The following is an 18,663-nucleotide window of genomic DNA, read 5'->3' as shown; positions in this document are numbered from 1 at the left end:
GTGAAATCGTTGTTGTTCAGCCATAACCACCACCTGCTTTCGGTGAAGGGATGTGAAGCCGGGCTTGATGTGCTGGCCTTCGAGGGCGATGAAGCCCTGAGCCAGCCGTTCCGCTACCGTATTGAATTCACCAGCGCAGACCATGCCATCAGCAAAGAGATGATGCTGATGAAGGCAGCCTCCCTGACGCTGCAGGCGCCGGTGGCTCAGGGCTTCGGCATCAATGTTCAGCAACCCGTGCGGGTGATCCAGGGCGTGGTGACGGGGTTTGAACGGCTCAGTACCTCCAGGGATGAAACGCACTACGCGCTGACGCTTCAGCCGCGCCTGGCGCTGCTTAACCGCTCGCACCAGAACGCCATTTACCAGGACCAGTCCGTTCCGCAGATTGTGGAAAAAATCCTCCGCGAGCGCCACGGCCTGCGTGGTCAGGATTTTCTGTTCTCGCTGACAAAAACGTATCCGCGACGCGAGCAGGTGATGCAGTACGGCGAGGATGACCTGCGCTTTATCACCCGTCTGCTGGGTGAGGTGGGGATCTGGTTTCGCTTTACCGCCGACACGCGGCTGCACATCGACGTCGCTGTGTTCTGCGACAGTCAGCAGGGCTATGAGAAGGGGCTGACGTTGCCTTCGGTCCCGCCGTCAGGGCAGCAGTCGGCCGGGGTGGACGCGGTGTGGGAGATGGCATGTCGCCACCGCGTTGTGGAGCAGCAGGTCAGTACCCGCGACTACAACTACCGCGAGGCGACGGCGGACATGAACGCGCAGGTGGATGTCACCCGCGGGGAGACCACTACCTTTGGTGAGGCTTACCACTGGGGAGATAACTACCTGACCGCGGGGAATGCCCATGACCGCCATCCGGCGCCGGAGTCCGGGGCGTTTTACGCCCGGCTTCGGCATGAGCGTTATCTTAACGGCCAGACCCGGATGCAGGCCACCACCAGCTGCCCGACGCTCTGCCCGGGACAGGTGCTGAAGGTCACCGGCGGAGAGGAGATGGCCGGGGAGTTTGCTGATGGCGTGCTCATCACGGCGATGCACAGCCACGCCCGGCGCGATGCCGACTTTGCGGTGGAGTTTGCCGGCATACCGGACAGCCCGGACGTCGGCTACCGGCCTGAGCCCGGCGCGCGTCCGGTGATGGCCGGGACGCTGCCGGCCCGCGTGACCAGCACCCGGGAAAACGACACCTACGGGCATATCGACAAACACGGACGCTACCGGGTGAATATGCTGTTTGACCGCGCGCGCTGGGAAACCGGGTTCGAGAGCCTGTGGGTCCGCCAGTCGCGGCCGTATGCCGGAGACACCTACGGCCTGCACCTGCCGCTGCTGGCCGGGACGGAGGTGGCGATTGGCTTTGAGGATGGTAACCCTGACCGGCCGTATATCGCGGGCGTGCTGCACGACTCGGCGCACGGCGACCACGTCACTATCCGCAATGACAAACGTAACGTCCTGCGCACCCCGGCCAACAACAAAATCCGCCTCGACGATGAGCGCGGGAAAGAACATATCAAGGTCAGCACGGAGTACGGCGGTAAAAGCCAGCTGAACCTGGGGCACCTGGTGGACAGTGACAGGCAGCCGCGCGGCGAAGGCTTTGAGCTGAGAACCGACAGCTGGGGAGCTATCCGGGCACAGAAAGGGATATTTATCAGCGCGGACGGACAGGTGCAGGCTCAGGGGCAGGTGCTGGCGATGGAGCCGGCGGTCAGTTTGCTGAAAGGTGCGGTGAATCAGGTCACGGAATGGGGAAGTATTACGCAAACCCATCACAATGTTGTCCCAGACACCGGCCCATTAAGCGCACTGACCGCAGGCGCCAGCGATCTTAAACAGCCGACATTGCTGATGTCGGCGCCGATGGGGATTGCCGCAGTCACGCCGGAAACGACCCTACTACACAGCGGTAACGGGCTGTATCTGCAGAGCCTGGGAGAGGTCAACATCACCACGGCACAGCGCTGTTCACTGAATGCCAGCCAGGCTATTTCACTGCTGGCGCAACAGGAAGGAATGCGGCTGGTCTCCGCCAAAGGCCCGTTGGTAGTAGAGTCGCACGGCGATATTCTGTCGCTGACCGCGCTAAAAGATATCACCGTCCAGTCAACCCAGGGGCATCTGCAGTTGACGGCTAAAAATGGCATCACCCTGGGTTGCGGCGGCGCATATATCCGTCTTACCCCGCAGGGAGAGGTACAGATCCACGGACCGGGGGTGATTAGCCTTAAGGGGCAGCATGATTTGCAGGGGCCAGTCAGCGAGGCGTTTCCCTTGCCTGAGCTACCGGCATCGGTGTGTAAAGAGTGCCTTAAAAAAGCCCAGGCGCTGGCGCAGGGCTTCGTGCCGCGGGAGGCATAGATGACCAGACAATGGATTGAGGAGGTCGCCGGAACCTGTCGGGCTTTCGGAACGGATTATCTGCATGTCATTATCGATCAGGCGGGGGTGGATTTTTCCGTTATTCCGGCGCTGAATTCGCTATCAGTTGAGTGGCAGTCGCTTTTTCATGGACTTCCGGAAGCATTTATTGTCGATGATGCTCCGCTGGTGGCGCGCTTTACGCTTGATGATCTTGAGCAAATGCGCTGGTTACAGGATATCAGCCAGCAACTTGCCATCCAGGCGCCGCTGCTCCTGTTCTGCGCATATTGGCCCTTTTCGGCGCTAGCGAACTGGCTCACGCAGTGTATGGATATTCTGCAGGAAGGGCGCAGCGGACTTTTACGCTTTTACGATACCCGGGTATTTCCGCTGTTGTTTACGCACATTCTCAGTGACGAGCAGCAAGAGCCATTGATGCGTCCGGCCCTGTTTTGGGCGTGGCAGGATCTTGACGGCCAGGCGAAAGGCATCAAGGGCAGTGGTCTCCCGCCGGAACGCGATGAAAAGGCGCCAAAAATAGAACTCAGCGATCTCCAGCTTGAGCATCTGATGTGTATCAGCGATGTCATCGTCATGTTGTCGCACTGTGCTCCGCCTGCGGGCATGTTTGACTCAAGACAGTCACTGTTTTCGGCCTGTTACCAGGGCATGGTGGAGGCGACACGCCAGGGTCTTCTTCTGGATGACGCTCGTGAAGACTGGGTAATGAAGAAGTGGCTTGCCGACGTAAAAACCAGTGAGAGACCTTCAGAATGAAAAGCCTGGTCTGGCTGAGTACACCCCTCTCTTCATTACCCTCAAACCGACAGGGAGAGTCCAATGAAATCTGCATTAATCAGCCCGCTGCTGGCGGGGCTGCTGCTGTTAACCGGCTGCGCACAGCCTGCCGCACAGGCCGGAGGCGGCGGTGGCGGCACCATTGACGCCATCAACCACACAAAATGGGCGATCAACCACTTCAGTATCAACGGTCAGTCGGGCATCGACATTATAGGTCCGTTTCAGGGGGGCGGTGGCGGCTGCTGCTTCAGCGTGCCCGCCCGCTGGACGCCGGGTATGACGGTGCGCGTTGACTGGGAAAGTGGTGAGGCATCGACTGAAGGTTTTCCTGGATTTGCTGATTCAAAAAAATACAGAGAGTGGAGAGATAATTTAAAACAAAACAACCGTCAGCACAGTAAAACCGTCCCGTTGCCCGACTATAACGGCCAGGATGTGTGCGGCATTACGATGCACTTTTTACCCTGCGATGACGTGAAGGTGACCACCAGCTGTTACACCTACGGCAGTCCGTCGTACCCGATAAAAGAGCCCGTCAGGATGAAGGAGCCGGCCGTCTGTCCGAAGTAGCCCGCCTTTGTTTATTCAGGGTGACATCACCCTCACTTAATCACCCTCAAACCGACAGGGAGAGTCCGATGAAATCTGCATTAATCAGCCCGCTGCTGGCGGGTCTGCTGCTGTTAACCGGCTGCGCGCAGCCTGCCGCACAGGCCGGAGGCGGCGGTGGTGGAACAATAAAAGCCATCAACCACACAAAATGGGCAATTAACCACTTCAGTATCAATGGCCAGTCAGGTATCGATTCAATAGGCCCGTTTCAGGGGGGCGGTGGCGGCTGCTGCTTCAGCGTGCCCGCCCGCTGGACGCCGGGTATGACGGTGCGCGTTGAATGGGAAACCGGGCAGGGTTCATCCGCGGGTTTCCCGGGGTTTGCCGACAGGGCTAAATACAAAGCCTGGATAGCAGACATTGATGCCCAAAAACGCCAGCACAGCCAAACCGTTCCGCTGCCCGACTATAACGGCCAGGATGTGTGCGGCATTACGGTGCACTTTTTACCCTGCGATGACGTGAAGGTGACCACCAGCTGCTGGTCACCGAGAAATGCGAACTATCCGATAAAAGAGCCCGTCAGGATGAAGGAGCCCGCCGTATGTCCGAAATAACCGAAAACCATGCCGCCTGGGTCCCGCCGCCGTTTCCGCCGCAGGGACGTCTGCCGGGCCGGGCGCTGCAGGTTGGGCAGAACTGCCATCAGCAGAACAGCGACGAGCGGCGCTATCACCAGGAACTGTGCCTGGCTGCCGGACGGCGCGTGGAGCCGCCGTGCTGCAAAACGCTGCACATCAGTCTGTTTTTCGACGGTACCGGCAATAACTTAAATCATGACTTTTTTATCGCGAACCCGAAACATCCGACCAATATCGCCCGGCTGTTTCGGGCGACTATTGGAACGGGAACGGCTGGCGGGGTGCCGTCTGACGATCAGAGCAAGCTGTTTGATGATGACGGCGGGGGAGACGGGAAATATTTTAAATTCTATATGCCCGGCGTGGGCACCCCCTTCCCGGAAGTGAATGACCCGGACTATTCCACCATGGGTCTGGTGGGGGCATTTAAGGGGGAGGATCGGATTAACTGGGCGCTGCTGCGCATAATCGATGTGCTGATGTTTAGTGCCACCGAAAAATGGCTGACCACCACAGAGAGTCGTCGTTCACTGAAAGAAATGAGCACCAGCTGGAACCAGCTGGGATTTGGCGGCAGCCATAACCGCTATGAAGAGTTCACTCGTTTGCTGAATGATTTGGCCTCTGATTTGAAGCCCCTGATTATTCAGCCTGAGCCGGGCAAGCCGAAACTGACAGGCATCAAGCTGTATGTCTATGGTTTTTCCCGCGGCGCGGCAGCGGCGCGCACCTTTGTGCGCTGGCTGAGCGAACTGCTGCCCCCGCCGGCAGCGGAGGGTGAAAAACCGCCGCAGTGCCTGCAGACAGGCGGGATGCAGCTGCCCGTCAGCGTGGAGTTTCTCGGGCTGCTGGATACGGTGGCCTCCGTCGGGGTGGCGCATGTGGTGCCGGTTGCCGACGGGCATATGTCCTGGGCAGACGGCACGATGGAGCTGCCGGATGATGAAACCTATGGCGGGCTGATAAAAAAATGTGTTCACCTGGTCTCCGGGCATGAGCAGCGTCTCTGCTTTCCGCTGGACTCAGTGCGCCGGGCAAACGGCAAATACCCGCCCTGTGCCACTGAGGTGGTTTACCCGGGGATGCACTCGGATATTGGTGGAGGATATCCACCGGGGGATCAGGGGAAAGCGAATGGTGAGAATGACAGTTTATTGCTATCTCAGGTAGTTTTAAACGATCTTTATTCTGCGAGCTTCCAGGCTGGGGCCCCTCTGAAAGTACCTGTCGACACGCTGCCTGTTGATCTTAAAAAAGATGCATGGCGTGCTATGCACCCTGATCTCATAAAACAATTTGATACCGATATTCCTTTAGTCAACCGCTTCAACGCCTGGCGCGAACTTACTCTGGGCCAAACCACGCCGAAAACGTTCGATCCCGAAGCAGCCTCTCACTACGAACCACCTGCCGCCGGCGGCAGTCTGGAAACCGTCATTGCTGAGCAGATGGCCTGGATCACCGCCTGGCGCATCGACCGCTATGCCAGAGGCTCGATGCTGAAAACGCCCTTCTATCAGCGCGCCAAGAATACCGAAGCGCTGCCTGCCGCGCGTAAGGCGGCAGAAGAGGTTCGTGATGAAAAACAGGCGGCGGTGCTCAGGGCTCGCCAGAACCAGATAGCAAACCAGCCCCCTGACAGGATGGATGAGCTGGTTTTGCAGCCGGGCGTGAAGGATTTTGACCCAAAGATGGATCAAACCCAGCTGTTCGACGCGGCGAAGGAGTTCGGTAAGGATTACCACGACGGTTACCGTATTCCGGATAACCTGGCGCAGCTGGTGCTGGATACCGTGCTGCAGCCGGTGATTTTCGTTCTCAATACCGATGATGAAGCGCAGGAATACCGGCGCATGAAGCGTGACGGAGAGGCCCGGGTGGCCGTCCTGTTCCCAGAGGCCGGGGAGGCCAGCAACGCGGAACAGCCTGCCGGGCTGGTGAGGGCGCTGTTTGATGACCAGATACATGACTCACGCGCCTGGTTTATGTATGCCGCGCTCGGCACGCGCGAGATGTGGACCGGTTACTTCCGCTACCGGATGATTTACTTCAGCGAGCGCTGCAGTAAACCGCTCTCGCCGCTGGTGCTCGCCGGAGACCTGGTGGGTTTTGCGACCGTGACCGCGGGTGTCGTGCTCAGTTTCCGGCAAAAGCGCCTGACCGGCAAGCTGGCCGGGCTGGCTGCGACAGGCGCCGTGCGCTCGCTGGAGGTGGCGGTGCTGGACAAGATAACCGGGGAAGCGCTGCCGGAGCTGCCCGGAGGGGCGCAGCTGCGGGCATTTACCCACGAGCCGGGAACCGTTGTCGCACAGCAAAAGGCGCGGAAAGCGGAAGAGCAGCTGGCGCGGGGGCAAGCCGCGCTGCCGGCCAGCTGGCTGGAGGACGTTCTGACGACAACGGTCTGAACGCGGATAAGGAGGATCCGATGAATAAAGTCATTCGCAAAGGCGATACCCTGCGGGAGTATGGGGGCAGGGTGCTGATGGGGCATTATCAGTGTTTTGGTCTGGGATTCGCCTGCAAGGGCGACCCGGTCAAGTGTAACAAACACGGTATGACGACCATTGCTGAAGGCAGCGCACGAACCACGATTGATGGCCAGCCGGTTGCGCTGCACGGTCATCGCTGCGCCTGCGGCTGCACGCTGGTCAGCTCTAACCCAGACTGCGGGGTTGATCAGTGAGGCCGGTACCGGAGTATCCCCCGTACGGAGACGCGCGACCGCCTGGTACGGCCAGGTGGCTATCGGCTTCGGCCCTGCTGGTCCTGCTTAGCGGCGGGGTCAGCGCTTTACTTGCCTCGTCAGAAGGGAAAAGCGCCCTGGCCGCCACCGGGATCCTGTTGGCTCTGGTGCTGGCAGGTACCGGCTGGTTGATCCGGCTGCTGTACTACCGCATGAGCGTGCATAACGCCAAGTTCTATGACCAACTGGTGGCATACGAACAACAGCAATGGTGGGCGGAGCATCGGCAGCCGATCGGGTTACAGGAAGGTCTGTTGCTGGGGCCCATGGGCAAAACGACCACTGACTGGCTGCGGGTGCTAAGCCGTCACCAGCGTCCGCCAGAGGAAGAGAACGAGGGCGGCGGCAGGGCGCTGCGAGCGCCATACCTTTCAGTTTCTGAGGCTATCGCCCGCGAAAAACGGCTGGCGGAACTACTGGTGATGGAATGGCAACGACAGCGCAGTGAAAGAACGCTTACGCCGCCGCTGCGTTGCTACTGGCAGGGAACGGAGCTCGCCTGGCAGGCGTTTCGTGCACAGATGACCCTCACTGTTGCGCAGATGACACTACCCTCACGCCCGCATGCCTGGCGTGGGGAGGCCAGCCTCGCGGAGATAGCACACGCTCTGGCGGAAGCTGACCCCCATGACACTGTGCTTATCGCCGGATGTCAGGTGGTTGTCGCCCAGACGGGGGCGGTGCAACCCGCCGGAGAGTCTGCGGTACTGTGGCTCGCCGGACGAGACGGTCCGGTGCACCTGACCAGGGGGGAAACCTATTGCGCAGAAAAAGGGGAGGCCCTGACTGCTGTAGCCGCTCGTGTGCTGGAGCAGAACGAACTGAGCGGCCCCCCGGAAGCCTGTGCGCTGTTTTTTCAGCCGGGGCTGGAAGCGCTGGCGCACAGCGGTTGGGATATCAACCTGTATCGCCAGGATGCCTGTTGGGGAGACATCGGCGAGATGGAAGGCTTGACCGTCCTGTCGCTGGCGGCGATCTACGCCGCGCACTACCAACAACCGTGTGGCTGGCTAGCCCGCGATCCCTTGAATACCCTCGCAATTGGAATTGTAAAACCTGATGGACAACGTCAATAAACCTGCAGCTATCTCTGTGGCGGCTACGGTTATCGTCTGTATTGCTGCGGTCACGCTTCTGGTGCTCCTGGGCGGGCTGGCATGGTGGCTATGGGCGATGGATCGTGCCACGCAGTGGGAAACGCTGCGCCCGCTTATCGCCACGGGCTTTATTATCTGGGGGATGGCACTCAGCCTGCTGGTACTGGGGTTTATGGCCTTTCGACTGCTGATAAAAGATAAGGTTAAGCCTTCAGCAGCGCCTGTGCGGCAACCCACCAGGCCCGCCGGGCGCGAAGCCCTTTATGCCCCGCTGAAAAAGCACCTTCACGCACGTTACCGCCTGCGCTGGCGGCGCAAAGTCCGCCTGCTGCTGGTTACCGGCGACGAGGCAGAAATCGAACAACTGGCGCCTGGTCTGCGTCAGCAGCAGTGGCTTGAAGGTAACCGCACTGTGCTGATTTACGGCGGTAACCTGATCACAGAGCCCGACCAAGAAAAATACGCCGCGCTGCGCAAGCTGCGCCGTGGCCGTCCTCTGGACGGGATTGTGCGGGTGATGCCGTCGTCTCTGACCCTGACGCCGCAGATAAGCGAGAGCGACCTGCACGGGCTGGAAAAAATCAGCGAACTGCTGGGCTATGCCGCCCCGGTCTGGTTATGGAAACTGTGCGACAGTGAGTGGCCGCAGGCTGACCGCGCGGTGCAGGCGGTAGGGGTTAGCTTCCCGTTGCGCGCCACTGAGGACGATGTCGCCCGTCAGCTTGCGCAAATGCTGCCCACGCTGCGGGAGCAGGGGATGCACCAGATCGCGGAGGAGAGCCGCCACGACTTCCTGCTGCGTCTGGGGCAGCAGCTTATCGACGGGGAGATCGCACAATGGCGCCGGCAGCTGGCGCCGTGGCTGACCACCTCGCGGCAGCGGCTTGCGCTGCGAGGCCTGATGTTTAGCCTGCCAGAACCTCGCGCCGTGGATCCGTATCAGGAAGCTGATACCTCGCCTGCGAGCCAGCCTCATCTCCTGACGCTGCCCGCGACCTGGCAGGGGATCGTCGATGACTGCCGCCGTTTACGCGGGCATCACGTGGGAATGGCGTGGGAGCGGGGCCTGGCGTGCGGTCTGCTGGCGATCCTCGGCCTGTGGGCGGCGGGATTGCTGCTCTCCTTTGCCCTCAATTACAGTCAGATTGCTTCGGTAGCGGGAAAAGCCCGCGACCTGGTGGCCCACCCCTCCGTTTCTGACTATCAACTGACGGCCCTCCATGCCCTGCGCAATGAGGCCGGCCGTCTCGTGCACGATGGGCAGAAGGGAGCACCCTGGTATCGGCGCTTTGGTCTGGACCATCATCAGCAACTATTAAACGCCGTCCTACCCTGGTACGGTGTGGCAAATCATCGCCTGATACGTGACCCGGCCAATGCCGCGTTGCAGCAGGCGCTCAACGCGCTGGTCAACTCCGCCCCCAATAGCGACCAACGAGCCAGGCTGGCGAAACCGGGCTATGACCAGCTGAAAGCCTGGCTGATGATGGCTCGTCCGGATAAAGCCGATGGCGCATTTTTCGCGCAGACCATGAAAACGGTCCAGCCGACGCGAATGGGGATCTCGACCGGTCTGTGGCAAAGTCTGGCGCCGGATTTGTGGGCCTTTTATCTCTCCCTGCTGCCCGAGCGGCCAGAGTGGAAGATCATCCCGGATGCGCAACGGGTGAGTCAGAGCCGTCAGGTTCTGTTGCAGCAGCTAGGTCGCCGCAATGCCGAAAGCACCTTATATGAGAACATGCTCAAATCCGTGCGTCGTAATTTTGCCGATGTGTCGCTTGAAGACATGACCAGTGGCACCGACGCGCGCCGGCTGTTTACCACCAATGAAGTGGTCCCGGGGATGTTTACCCGCCAGGCATGGGAAGGCGGCATTCAGCAGGCCATTGATAAGGCAGCCAGCTCGCGCCGGGAGGAAATCGACTGGGTGCTGAGCGATTCGCGCAAAACGATGTCGACAGACCTGTCGCCGGAGGCGCTGAAAGCGCGTCTGACCCGACGCTACTTCACCGATTTCGCCGGCAGCTGGCTGAATTTTCTCAACAGTCTGCGACTCAACCCGGCGACCACCATTGCCGATGTTACCGACCAGCTCACGCTGATAAGCGATGTCCGCCAGTCGCCGCTGATTGCACTGATGAATACCCTTGCCTGGCAGGGGCAGGCGGGGCAACAAAGGGAGGGGCTGTCGGACAGCCTTATTAAATCGGCCAAAGATCTGGTGGGCGGGAAAGACAAGCCGGTCATCGACCAGTCGGCAGCCGGCCCGCAGGGGCCTCTGGATGACACGTTCGGCCCACTGCTCCAGCTGATGGGGAAAAACACGGGCAGCAACGTCATGTCGGCCGATAGCACCCTGAGCCTGCAAACCTATCTGACCCGTATCACCCGCGTGCGCCTGCGCCTGCAGCAGGTTGCGAATGCCTCCGATCCGCAGGAAATGATGCAGGTCCTGGCGCAGACCGTCTTCCAGGGGAAAAGCGTCGACCTGACCGACACGCAACAGTACGGTAGCCTGATTTCGGCAAGCCTTGGCGAAGAGTGGAGTGGCTTCGGTAATACTCTGTTTGTGCAGCCGCTGACTCAGGCCTGGGAAACCGTGCTTCTGCCATCGGCGACCAGTCTGAATGATAAATGGCGCCGTTCGGTGGTCGCCAACTGGCACACCGCCTTTGACGGACGCTTTCCGTTTGCCGCCAGCAAAAGCGACGCCTCCCTGCCGATGCTGGCTGAGTTTGTGCGCAAAGACAGCGGGCGAATCGAACGTTTTCTCACGACGGAGCTGAACGGTGTCCTGCATAAAGAAGGCAGTCACTGGGTGCCGGATAAGGTCAACAGTCACGGCCTGGTCTTTAATCCGGCCTTTCTGCGCGCGATCAACCAGCTAAGCCAGCTGTCCGACATTCTTTTCACCGACGGCAGCCAGGGGATCAGCTTTGAGTTACAGGCCAGGCCTGCCCCGGAGGTTGTCGAGACACAGCTGACGATAGACGGCCAAAAGCTGCGCTATTTCAATCAGATGGCCGACTGGCAGACTTTCCGCTGGCCGGGGGAGACGTATAAACCCGGCACTCTGCTGACCTGGACCACCGTCAATGCGGGCACGCGTCTGTTCGGTGACTACAGCGGTACCTGGGGCTTTATTCGCTGGCTGGAGCAGGGTAAACGCCATCCGCTGGATCGCAGCCAGTGGATGATGAGCTTCACCGCCCCGGATGGCCGCACCCTGCAGTGGGTATTGCGCTCCCAGCTTGGGAGCGGCCCGTTGGCGCTTCTGGCGCTGCGCGGATTGACCCTGCCGGATCAGATTTTCACTGTCGATGCGGCTGAGAGCGCACAGGCCCTGACGACGGGGTTAGGGAATAGTGACATGGATGAGATGGAATTATGAGTATTTTACAAAATTTGGTTGCCGCCAGTCAGTTGGATGAAAGCGTACTGCGCCAGCAGGCCCGGTCACGTCAGGCGCAGTGGCAATCCTGGCTTTCGCCAATCAGTGATAGCCAGCCCACCGGGAGCGATCCGGGCTATGACGATGATTTTCAGCGTATCCGCGAGGAGGTCAATAAGATCTCCGGTGTCGATACCGTACTGATTTGCCAGCTGGCAGAAAAACTGCTGACTCAGACCTGCAAGGATCTGCGCGTGATCACCTTTTACGTGTGGGCGCGTCTGCAGCAGGATGGCGAAACCGGTCTGGCGGAGGGCGTTACGCTGCTGGCGGCAATGCTTGAGCGGTTTGGGGCTATGCTCCATCCCCAGCGTGAACGTAGCTGTAAATCAGCGCTGGAATGGCTTGGCAGTCGCCGGATGTCGGACAGCCTGTCTCTTTATCCGGAAGTCGACATGACCACTATGCAGGTCATTATCGGGGCGTTATTGCTGGCGGAAGCCACTTTTTCCGGCTTGGCTGAAGCATCTCGCCCCGATCTTTCCGGGCTATATCAGATACTGGAGAACCGCCTGGTGCAAAGCGGCGGAGCCCACAGTCTGGTGCCGCAGACCAGCCGCGAAGAACACGATCTGCTACCCCAACATACGGACACCGCACCGGTAATGCATACCGTCACGTCAGGTCGTGATTTGCTCGATCAGGCTAAGGTGCTGGCGAAATATCTGCGTGAGTGTCCCGGCGGATGGCTGGCAGGTCATCATCTGATGAAGAGTGTGCGTTGGGATACGTTAACGGAGTTACCGCCGCTGGATGCCTCCGGCCGGACACGGCTATTGCCTCCCAAGCCTGAGAGTAAAGCCCATCTTAAGCGTTTGTATTTACAGAAAAGCTGGTCGGAACTGCTGGAGCATACGGACACGCTGTTGGCGCAAGGCGTCAACCATCTGTGGCTGGATGTGCAGTGGTACGCCTGGCAGGCGTTGCTGAAACTGGATGCTGACAGTGTACGGGCCGATATCCTGTGCCGGGATATGAAAGGGCTGCTGGCTCGTCTGCCGGGGCTGGAAACCCTGGCGTTTAACGATGGTACGCCATTCGCCGATGAAGTGACGCTCAACTGGCTTAACGAACGTGTCCTGGATGAGATGGCCGGATGGCAAGATGAGCCGGTAATGGCGGCGACCAGCGCTGATGAGGTGCTGTCGCTGGAGCCAGAAGTGCTCACCCGCGCGGACGATGAAGGTATTGAGTCGGCGCTGAACTGGTTACAGGCGCAGCCGGGCTATACCACCAGCCGCAATCGGTGGCTGATGCGCTTACTGATGGCGCGGGTCAGCGAGCAGTACGGAAAAAATGAAATGGCGCTGCATCTGCTGGCGGAACTCGACAGCCGCGCCCGGGAAATGACGCTCGAACAATGGAAGCCGGAGCTTATCTTTGAGGTCAAAGCCCGCCGACTCCGGCTGCTCAGAGGCAAGGCCGGGCGCAGTGAGGCAGAAAAAAATCGCTTGCTGCCAGAAATGGAGTCATTGCTTGCCGGGCTCATCGCTCTGGATCCTGCTCGCGCCGCGGTGCTGTGCGCATAATTCACGCATCATTCACATTGCACTCCCTGCACCTGCGGTTCTCTGCATATCTGAAAGCTATTACTCATACTGGTGATTTATGGACGATTTAACCTTGCGTTATTACGACGCTGAAATGCGCTACCTGCTGGAAGCGGGTGAAGAGTTTGCCCGCGCTCATCCTGAGCAGGCGGCAATGCTCAATCTCGACAAAGCGGGCGCCCGCGACCCCTTTGTCGAGCGCCTGTTTGAAGGTTTTGCCTTCCTGATGGGCCGCATGCGCGAGAAACTCGATGACGATCTGCCTGAGCTGACCGAAGGCGTGGTCAGTCTGCTGTGGCCACATTATTTACGTACCATTCCCTCGATGTCGGTCGTGGAGTTCACCCCCGACTGGCCGGAAATGAAAGAGCCGATGACGATGGCCAAAGGCTTTGAAGTGCTTTCCCGGCCGATCGGTGAAAAGGGCACGCGCTGCCGGTACACCACCACCAAAGCGATCGCTCTGCAGCCGTTATCCCTGGAACGCGTCCAGCTGGCCACCGATACGGATGGCCGGTCGGTGATCACGCTGCGCTTTACCTGCAGCCAGCTGACGGACTGGCGCCGGGTCGATCTCAGTCATATCCCGCTGTACTGCAACGCCGATGCGCCGCTGGCCTGCGCCATGCACGAGGCCTTTACCCTCAATGTGGCCCGGATGTGGCTGCGCATGCCCGATGAGGTGGACAGAAGGCCGCTGGACGGGTATTTCAGCGCGCTGGGATTTGGCGAGGATGACGGCCTCTGGCCTGAAGATGGCCGCAGTTTTCGCGGTTACCAGCTGCTGCTGGAGTATTTTACCTTCCGCGAAAAGTTCATGTTCATCGATCTGCGCGGGCTGGAGACGGTGGCTTTTCCGGCCGGACTGGCGTGGTTTGAAATCGACGTCGTGCTGGCGGAACGCTGGGAACATGACTTCCGCTTCAGCGAAAAGCAGCTGCGCCTGCACTGCGTGCCAGTGATCAACCTGTTTCCGCTGGAGTCCGATCCGCTGACCATCAATTCCCTGCAGACCGAATACCCGCTGCGCCCGATGCGCGTGCAGGACGGCCACACCGAAATTTACACCGTCGATTCCGTGATCTCCTCACACCAGCAGGTTTACGCGCCGTTCTCAAGTTTTCGCCACAAAGGCGGAATGATGCGTCATGACGCGGCGGACTATTACTATCATACCCGGGTGCGCCGTGGCCCCTCCGGGCTGTACAACACCTGGCTTATCGTCGGCGGAGAAGCCTTTGATAATCATACCGTACCGGAAGATGAAAGCCTGTCGCTGACCCTCACCGGAACCAACGGCCAGCTGCCGCGTCGCGCGCTGCAGAGCACCGTGCTCGATACGGTGATGAAAACCACTTCCGCCAGTATTGCAGTGCGTAACCTCTGCGCGCCGACGCTGCCGTGCTATCCCCCCGCCCAGGACCGTTTTCACTGGCGGGTGCTGAGCCATCTGGGCAGCAGTTTTCTTTCCCTGATGGATAACGCGGAGGTCCTGCGCGGCACCCTGGCGCTGTATGAATGGACCGACAGCGAGATGAATCGTCGGCGTCTGGAAGCCATCCTCGACGTGAAGCACCGCGCAACAGAGTGCTTTGCACAGGGCCATCTGGTGCGCGGTGTGCAGATTGAAGTCACCCTCGACAGTCACGGCTTTGCCGGACGAGGCGATATATGCCTGTTTGGCGAGATGCTTAGCCGCTTCTTCGCGCTCTACACCGACATCTACTTGTTCAACCGCCTGATTATCATTCTGCAACCAACCGGAGAACGACTGGAATGGGAAGAGAAGCACAGCCGCCGCATTCCCGGCTGACCCCGCGACTGGAGGCCGACCTGCCGCGGATCAATTTTTACCGCTTCTGCCAGCTTCTGGAAAAACGGCGTCCCGGCCAACCGCTGATGGGGGGAACCAGCCATCCGGCTGACGATCCGGTGCGTTTTTACCCGCATCCGGGAATGGGATTTCCCGCCAGCGAACTGAAAGCCGTGGAATACGATGAGGCCGATGACAGCAGGCCGCCGGTCATTCGCACCACCTTTATGGGGTTGTACGGTGTCGATTCGCCGCTCCCGACGGCATATCTCGATGATATCGCCCAGCACAGGGAAGGGCATGAAGCGCTGCAGGGCTTACTGGATATCTTCAGCCACCGGATCATGACGCAGTTTTACCGCATCTGGCGGAAATACTCCTGGCCCGCCACCTTTGAGCCCGGCGGCACCGATCGTCTCTCGCAGTCGCTACTGGGCCTGGCGGGGCTGGGCATCCCCGGCACGACGCAGCATATCGCCTCGCCGGCGTCGCGCTTTCTGGCGCTAACCGGCGTGCTGCGTCAGCCGGGCAAAACCCAGCAGGGGATCCAGGCGCTGGTCACCCTGCTGGCCCCGGAGACCACCGTCAGGGTGAGCCCGTACAGCCTGCGTCCGGTGGCGATCAGCCAGCCGCTGGGGTTTTACGGCGATGACGACTTCTTCCTGGACGGCAATACGCCGCTGGGTGACGAAGCGATGGATGCCAGCAGCCAGCTCCTCGTCGCCCTTACCACCGACAATCCCGCGGAGGCGCAGGGCTGGAAGCCTGACGGCCCGCTGTTTCGGGACTTTCTCATCCTGCTGCGGGTATACCTCGGCTGGCGATTCCGGGCCAACATCACCCTGACCGCGCCGACCCGACTGCTGGCTGTCCCGCCGCTGGGGGACGAGCCGTTCTGGCTCGGTATGAACGGCGTGTTGGGCGTGGGTGAGGGCGAGAGTGAGGACGATATTCCTCAGACCTTTACCACCGAGCTGGGTACCTATACGGGCCTGCAGCCTGCCACCTTTCTACAAGGAAACCGACGTGTTACGTATAAGTTTGACTAAAACCGCCTGTCTGCTGCCCCTGCTTGCGCTTTGCCTGAGCGGATGCGGACTCACCCAGCGCGTCTCGGAGGGAACAAAGTCTGCCTTCAACGCCGTTTTTTATAAGAAAATTAATACGCTGCATCTGGACTTTACCGCGCGCGAAGCGCTCAACACCGATGCCAGAGAGAATCACTCGCTCTCTGAACCGGTGGTGGTGCGCATCTATCAGCTTAAAGATCGCCAGACCTTTGACCGGCTGGTTTACCAGCAGCTGCTGGAGGAGGGGGATATTCTGCTCGCCGCCGATCTCCTCGCCAGTCGCGATGTGGTGATCGGTCCCGGAGGGGACGCCAGTCTGAATATGCCGCTGGAAGCGGAGGCGACGTTCGTGGCGGTTGTCGGCCTGTTCCGCCATCCGGACACACAAAGAAATACCTGGAAGCAGGTGCTGGCGCGTGAGGAATTGGATCCGGACAAGCCGCGCATTTTCGCCGCCGAACACAACCAGCTACGGCTCAGGCCTGAAGCGGCGAAGTAACGTAAAAAAAACAAACATTTGCGGCGGGGCCATCGCGCCAGTTCGCCCTCAATCTTCGTAACCAGCGAACGGGCGATAACCATCTTCATCCAGCCCAACCGGTTTCATCACAGCACAGGGGGATAACGTGACAGCGAGGGAACGTTTTTTTAAGAAACTGCAGCAACAGCAAAATCCGCGGCGGACAGCGGCCCTCGACGGGTCGGCCGCCGCGGATATCGCCAGGTTTCGTCAGCAGATGGCGGCGCTGGCACAGCAGATAAGTCAGTGGTTTGATGGAACCGGTATTGAGGTGGTGATTTCGACCCGCCATCTCCACGACCTGAGTACCCTTGGCTACAGCCTCAACAGCGGCATCTGCCGCTACGATATCCCGGCCATTCGTCTGCAAAACGGCGAGCGCAGCGTCAATATCGTGCCGCAGCAGCTGTTGGATGGCGTGGAAATGGGGATCGTGACCCTGAGTCTTGAGGCGCCCGACGGCGCGGGATCCCGGGAGGTGTTTTATCTGAGCCTGGCCCCGGAGGAGGGCTGGATGATCCGCAAGGCGCACCAGTCCCCGGAAGCGCGGCTTATGCTTACCGAAGATCGCTTTTTTATGGCGGTCGATAGCCTGGCCTGATGATCCCTGACAGGCGATGACGTTCCCGCGGCGGCGGTGCAAAGCGCGCATCGCCGCCCTGGGGTATCAGGCGCCAAACGCTCCGTCGATGGTGTGCATGGCGCCAGTGACAAACGACGCCTCCGGACCGGCCAGCCACGCCACCATTCCCGCCACCTCTTCCGGACGGCCATGGCGCTTAATGGCCATAAAGCTGTGCATCAGCTCTTTCATCGGGCCGTTCTCCGGGTTGGCGTCGGTATCAATTGGGCCGGGCTGGACGACGTTGACCGTGATGCCGCGCGGGCCAAAATCCCGCGCCAGGCCGCGCGCCAGCCCCTGCAGGGCCGATTTGCTGAGCGCATAGGCCGCCATTCCCGGCACTGGCATGCGATCGCCATTGACCGAGCCGATGACAATAATGCGCCCGCCTTCCGGCATGCGGCGCGCCGCTTCGACGGAGGCATGGTAGGGGGCGTGAATATTGATGCGGAACAGGCGATCGATGGCATCGCTGTCCTGCTCGAGAGCGTCACCGAAAAGCGCGATCCCGGCATTGACCACTAACACGTCCAGCGGGCCGCTGTCGCGGACCAGGCTTATCACCGCATCGCGATCGGCGCTGTCCGCCTGCACCGCCGTGCTGCCGGTCTCTGCCGCCAGCCGCTCGGCCGCTTCCGGCGAACCGGAATAGCTAAACACCACCGACGCGCCATCGGCGACAAAACGCCTGACGATCGCCGCGCCAATTCCCCGACTCCCGCCTAAAACCAGCACTGATTTGTTGTGAAACGCTGTCATATCCCGCACCTCATGATATTGTAGTGATGATTACAATATGCTGCGGCTAAACAGGCTGTCAAGGATTAATATAGTGACCACTACAAAACCAGGGCGTACTCCGGGACGTCCCCGCCAGTTTGATGCGGAACAGGCCATTGAAACGGCGCAACGCCTCTTCCACGCGCGAGGATACGACGCGGTGAGCGTGGCCGATCTGACCCAGGCTTTCGGCATCAACCCCCCGAGCTTTTATGCCGCTTTTGGCAGCAAGCTCGGGCTGTATACCCGCGTCCTGCAGCGCTACAGCCAGACCGGGGCCATTCCCATCGATGCCCTGCTGCGAGACGACCAGCCGGTGGCGGCGTCGCTCATCGCCGTACTGCAGGAGGCGGCTCGCCGCTATGTGGCCGATCCGGCCGCCGCCGGCTGCCTGGTGCTGGAGGGGGTACATTGTCAGGATGCTGATGCCCGGGTGGCGGCAGGCGAATGGCATGCTGCGGCAAGAGCCAAAATCCAGCAGTATATTGCCCGCCATCGCCCGCAGGACGCGCTGCGGGTGACTGACTATATGGATACGCTGATGCTTGGCCTGTCGGCGAAAGCGCGGGAAGGGGATAGTCTGCCGCGTCTTCTGGAGACCGTGCGGCTGGCAGGCCTGGCGCTGGAGCGCATCCTGCCAGCCTGAGTCG

Annotated in this window: 15 protein-coding genes; 14 read left to right on the top strand and 1 reads right to left on the bottom strand. The window is 60.1% G+C overall.

Annotated elements, in window-relative coordinates; translation table 11 throughout:
- The 13 genes from KHQ26_RS04935 to KHQ26_RS04875 all read left to right on the top strand — a co-directional run bounded on the left by KHQ26_RS04935 (position 1) and on the right by KHQ26_RS04875 (position 17,212).
- Positions 1-2,370, top strand: coding sequence for a type VI secretion system Vgr family protein (locus KHQ26_RS04935; RefSeq protein ID WP_072159878.1), 2,370 nt, complete (start codon positions 1-3; stop codon positions 2,368-2,370).
- Positions 2,371-3,150: a DUF4123 domain-containing protein gene (locus KHQ26_RS04930; RefSeq protein ID WP_032410279.1), complete on the top strand. Its 780-nt coding sequence runs from the start codon at positions 2,371-2,373 to the stop codon at positions 3,148-3,150.
- 63 nt (positions 3,151-3,213) lie between these two features.
- On the top strand, positions 3,214-3,744 hold the full coding sequence (gene tli1 / locus KHQ26_RS04925; RefSeq protein ID WP_032436153.1) for a T6SS immunity phospholipase A1-binding lipoprotein Tli1-KP: 531 nt from the start codon (positions 3,214-3,216) through the stop codon (positions 3,742-3,744).
- Positions 3,745-3,812: 68 nt separating this feature from the next.
- Complete coding sequence (gene tli1, locus KHQ26_RS04920) at positions 3,813-4,343, top strand: T6SS immunity phospholipase A1-binding lipoprotein Tli1-KP (RefSeq protein ID WP_004224374.1); 531 nt, start codon at positions 3,813-3,815, stop codon at positions 4,341-4,343.
- Positions 4,331-6,772 (top strand): T6SS phospholipase effector Tle1-like catalytic domain-containing protein, encoded by a 2,442-nt coding sequence (locus KHQ26_RS04915; RefSeq protein WP_049125807.1) that lies wholly within the window; start codon positions 4,331-4,333, stop codon positions 6,770-6,772. Before tli1 (KHQ26_RS04920) ends, KHQ26_RS04915 begins: the two co-directional genes overlap by 13 nt.
- 20 nt (positions 6,773-6,792) lie before the next feature.
- Positions 6,793-7,050 carry a PAAR domain-containing protein gene (locus KHQ26_RS04910; RefSeq protein WP_002902252.1) on the top strand — a complete coding sequence of 86 codons (258 nt, stop codon included), beginning with the start codon at positions 6,793-6,795 and terminating at the stop codon, positions 7,048-7,050.
- The gene (locus KHQ26_RS04905; protein WP_029497127.1) at positions 7,047-8,186 is read left to right on the top strand and encodes a hypothetical protein; all 1,140 of its coding nucleotides are present in this window, start codon (positions 7,047-7,049) and stop codon (positions 8,184-8,186) included. The genes KHQ26_RS04910 and KHQ26_RS04905 overlap by 4 nt, the downstream gene beginning before the upstream one ends.
- Positions 8,170-11,598, top strand: a complete 3,429-nt coding sequence (locus KHQ26_RS04900) for an ImcF-related family protein (protein WP_020804002.1) — start codon at positions 8,170-8,172, stop codon at positions 11,596-11,598. The genes KHQ26_RS04905 and KHQ26_RS04900 overlap by 17 nt, the downstream gene beginning before the upstream one ends.
- Positions 11,595-13,187, top strand: a complete 1,593-nt coding sequence (gene tssA / locus KHQ26_RS04895) for a type VI secretion system protein TssA (protein ID WP_020803979.1) — start codon at positions 11,595-11,597, stop codon at positions 13,185-13,187. The genes KHQ26_RS04900 and tssA overlap by 4 nt, the downstream gene beginning before the upstream one ends.
- Positions 13,188-13,266: 79 nt before the next feature.
- The gene (tssF, locus tag KHQ26_RS04890; RefSeq protein WP_020803998.1) at positions 13,267-15,021 is read left to right on the top strand and encodes a type VI secretion system baseplate subunit TssF; all 1,755 of its coding nucleotides are present in this window, start codon (positions 13,267-13,269) and stop codon (positions 15,019-15,021) included.
- Positions 14,985-16,070, top strand: coding sequence for a type VI secretion system baseplate subunit TssG (tssG, locus tag KHQ26_RS04885; RefSeq protein WP_004176418.1), 1,086 nt, complete (start codon positions 14,985-14,987; stop codon positions 16,068-16,070). The genes tssF and tssG overlap by 37 nt, the downstream gene beginning before the upstream one ends.
- Entirely contained in the window at positions 16,048-16,590 is a 543-nt protein-coding gene (tssJ, locus tag KHQ26_RS04880; RefSeq protein ID WP_020803993.1) for a type VI secretion system lipoprotein TssJ, read from the top strand. The genes tssG and tssJ overlap by 23 nt, the downstream gene beginning before the upstream one ends.
- Before the next feature lie 127 nt (positions 16,591-16,717).
- A complete protein-coding gene (locus KHQ26_RS04875) occupies positions 16,718-17,212 on the top strand; it encodes a hypothetical protein (RefSeq protein WP_016947221.1) in 495 nt (164 codons plus the stop codon).
- 66 nt (positions 17,213-17,278) lie between these two features.
- Here KHQ26_RS04875 and bdcA read toward each other — a convergent pair whose 3' ends face one another.
- Positions 17,279-17,992 carry an SDR family oxidoreductase gene (gene bdcA, locus KHQ26_RS04870; RefSeq protein WP_009309031.1) on the bottom strand — a complete coding sequence of 238 codons (714 nt, stop codon included), beginning with the start codon at positions 17,990-17,992 and terminating at the stop codon, positions 17,279-17,281.
- 73 nt (positions 17,993-18,065) lie between these two features.
- Here bdcA and KHQ26_RS04865 point away from each other — a divergent pair, with 73 nt between their 5' ends.
- Positions 18,066-18,659 (top strand): TetR/AcrR family transcriptional regulator, encoded by a 594-nt coding sequence (locus tag KHQ26_RS04865; protein ID WP_015958263.1) that lies wholly within the window; start codon positions 18,066-18,068, stop codon positions 18,657-18,659.
- Positions 18,660-18,663 lie beyond the last annotated feature (4 nt).

Source organism: Klebsiella sp. 10 (genome assembly GCF_018223925.1).
GTDB lineage: Bacteria > Pseudomonadota > Gammaproteobacteria > Enterobacterales > Enterobacteriaceae > Klebsiella > Klebsiella pneumoniae.
Note: the sequence above shows the minus strand (reverse complement) of the source record. Positions and strands in the feature narration are given on the sequence as shown.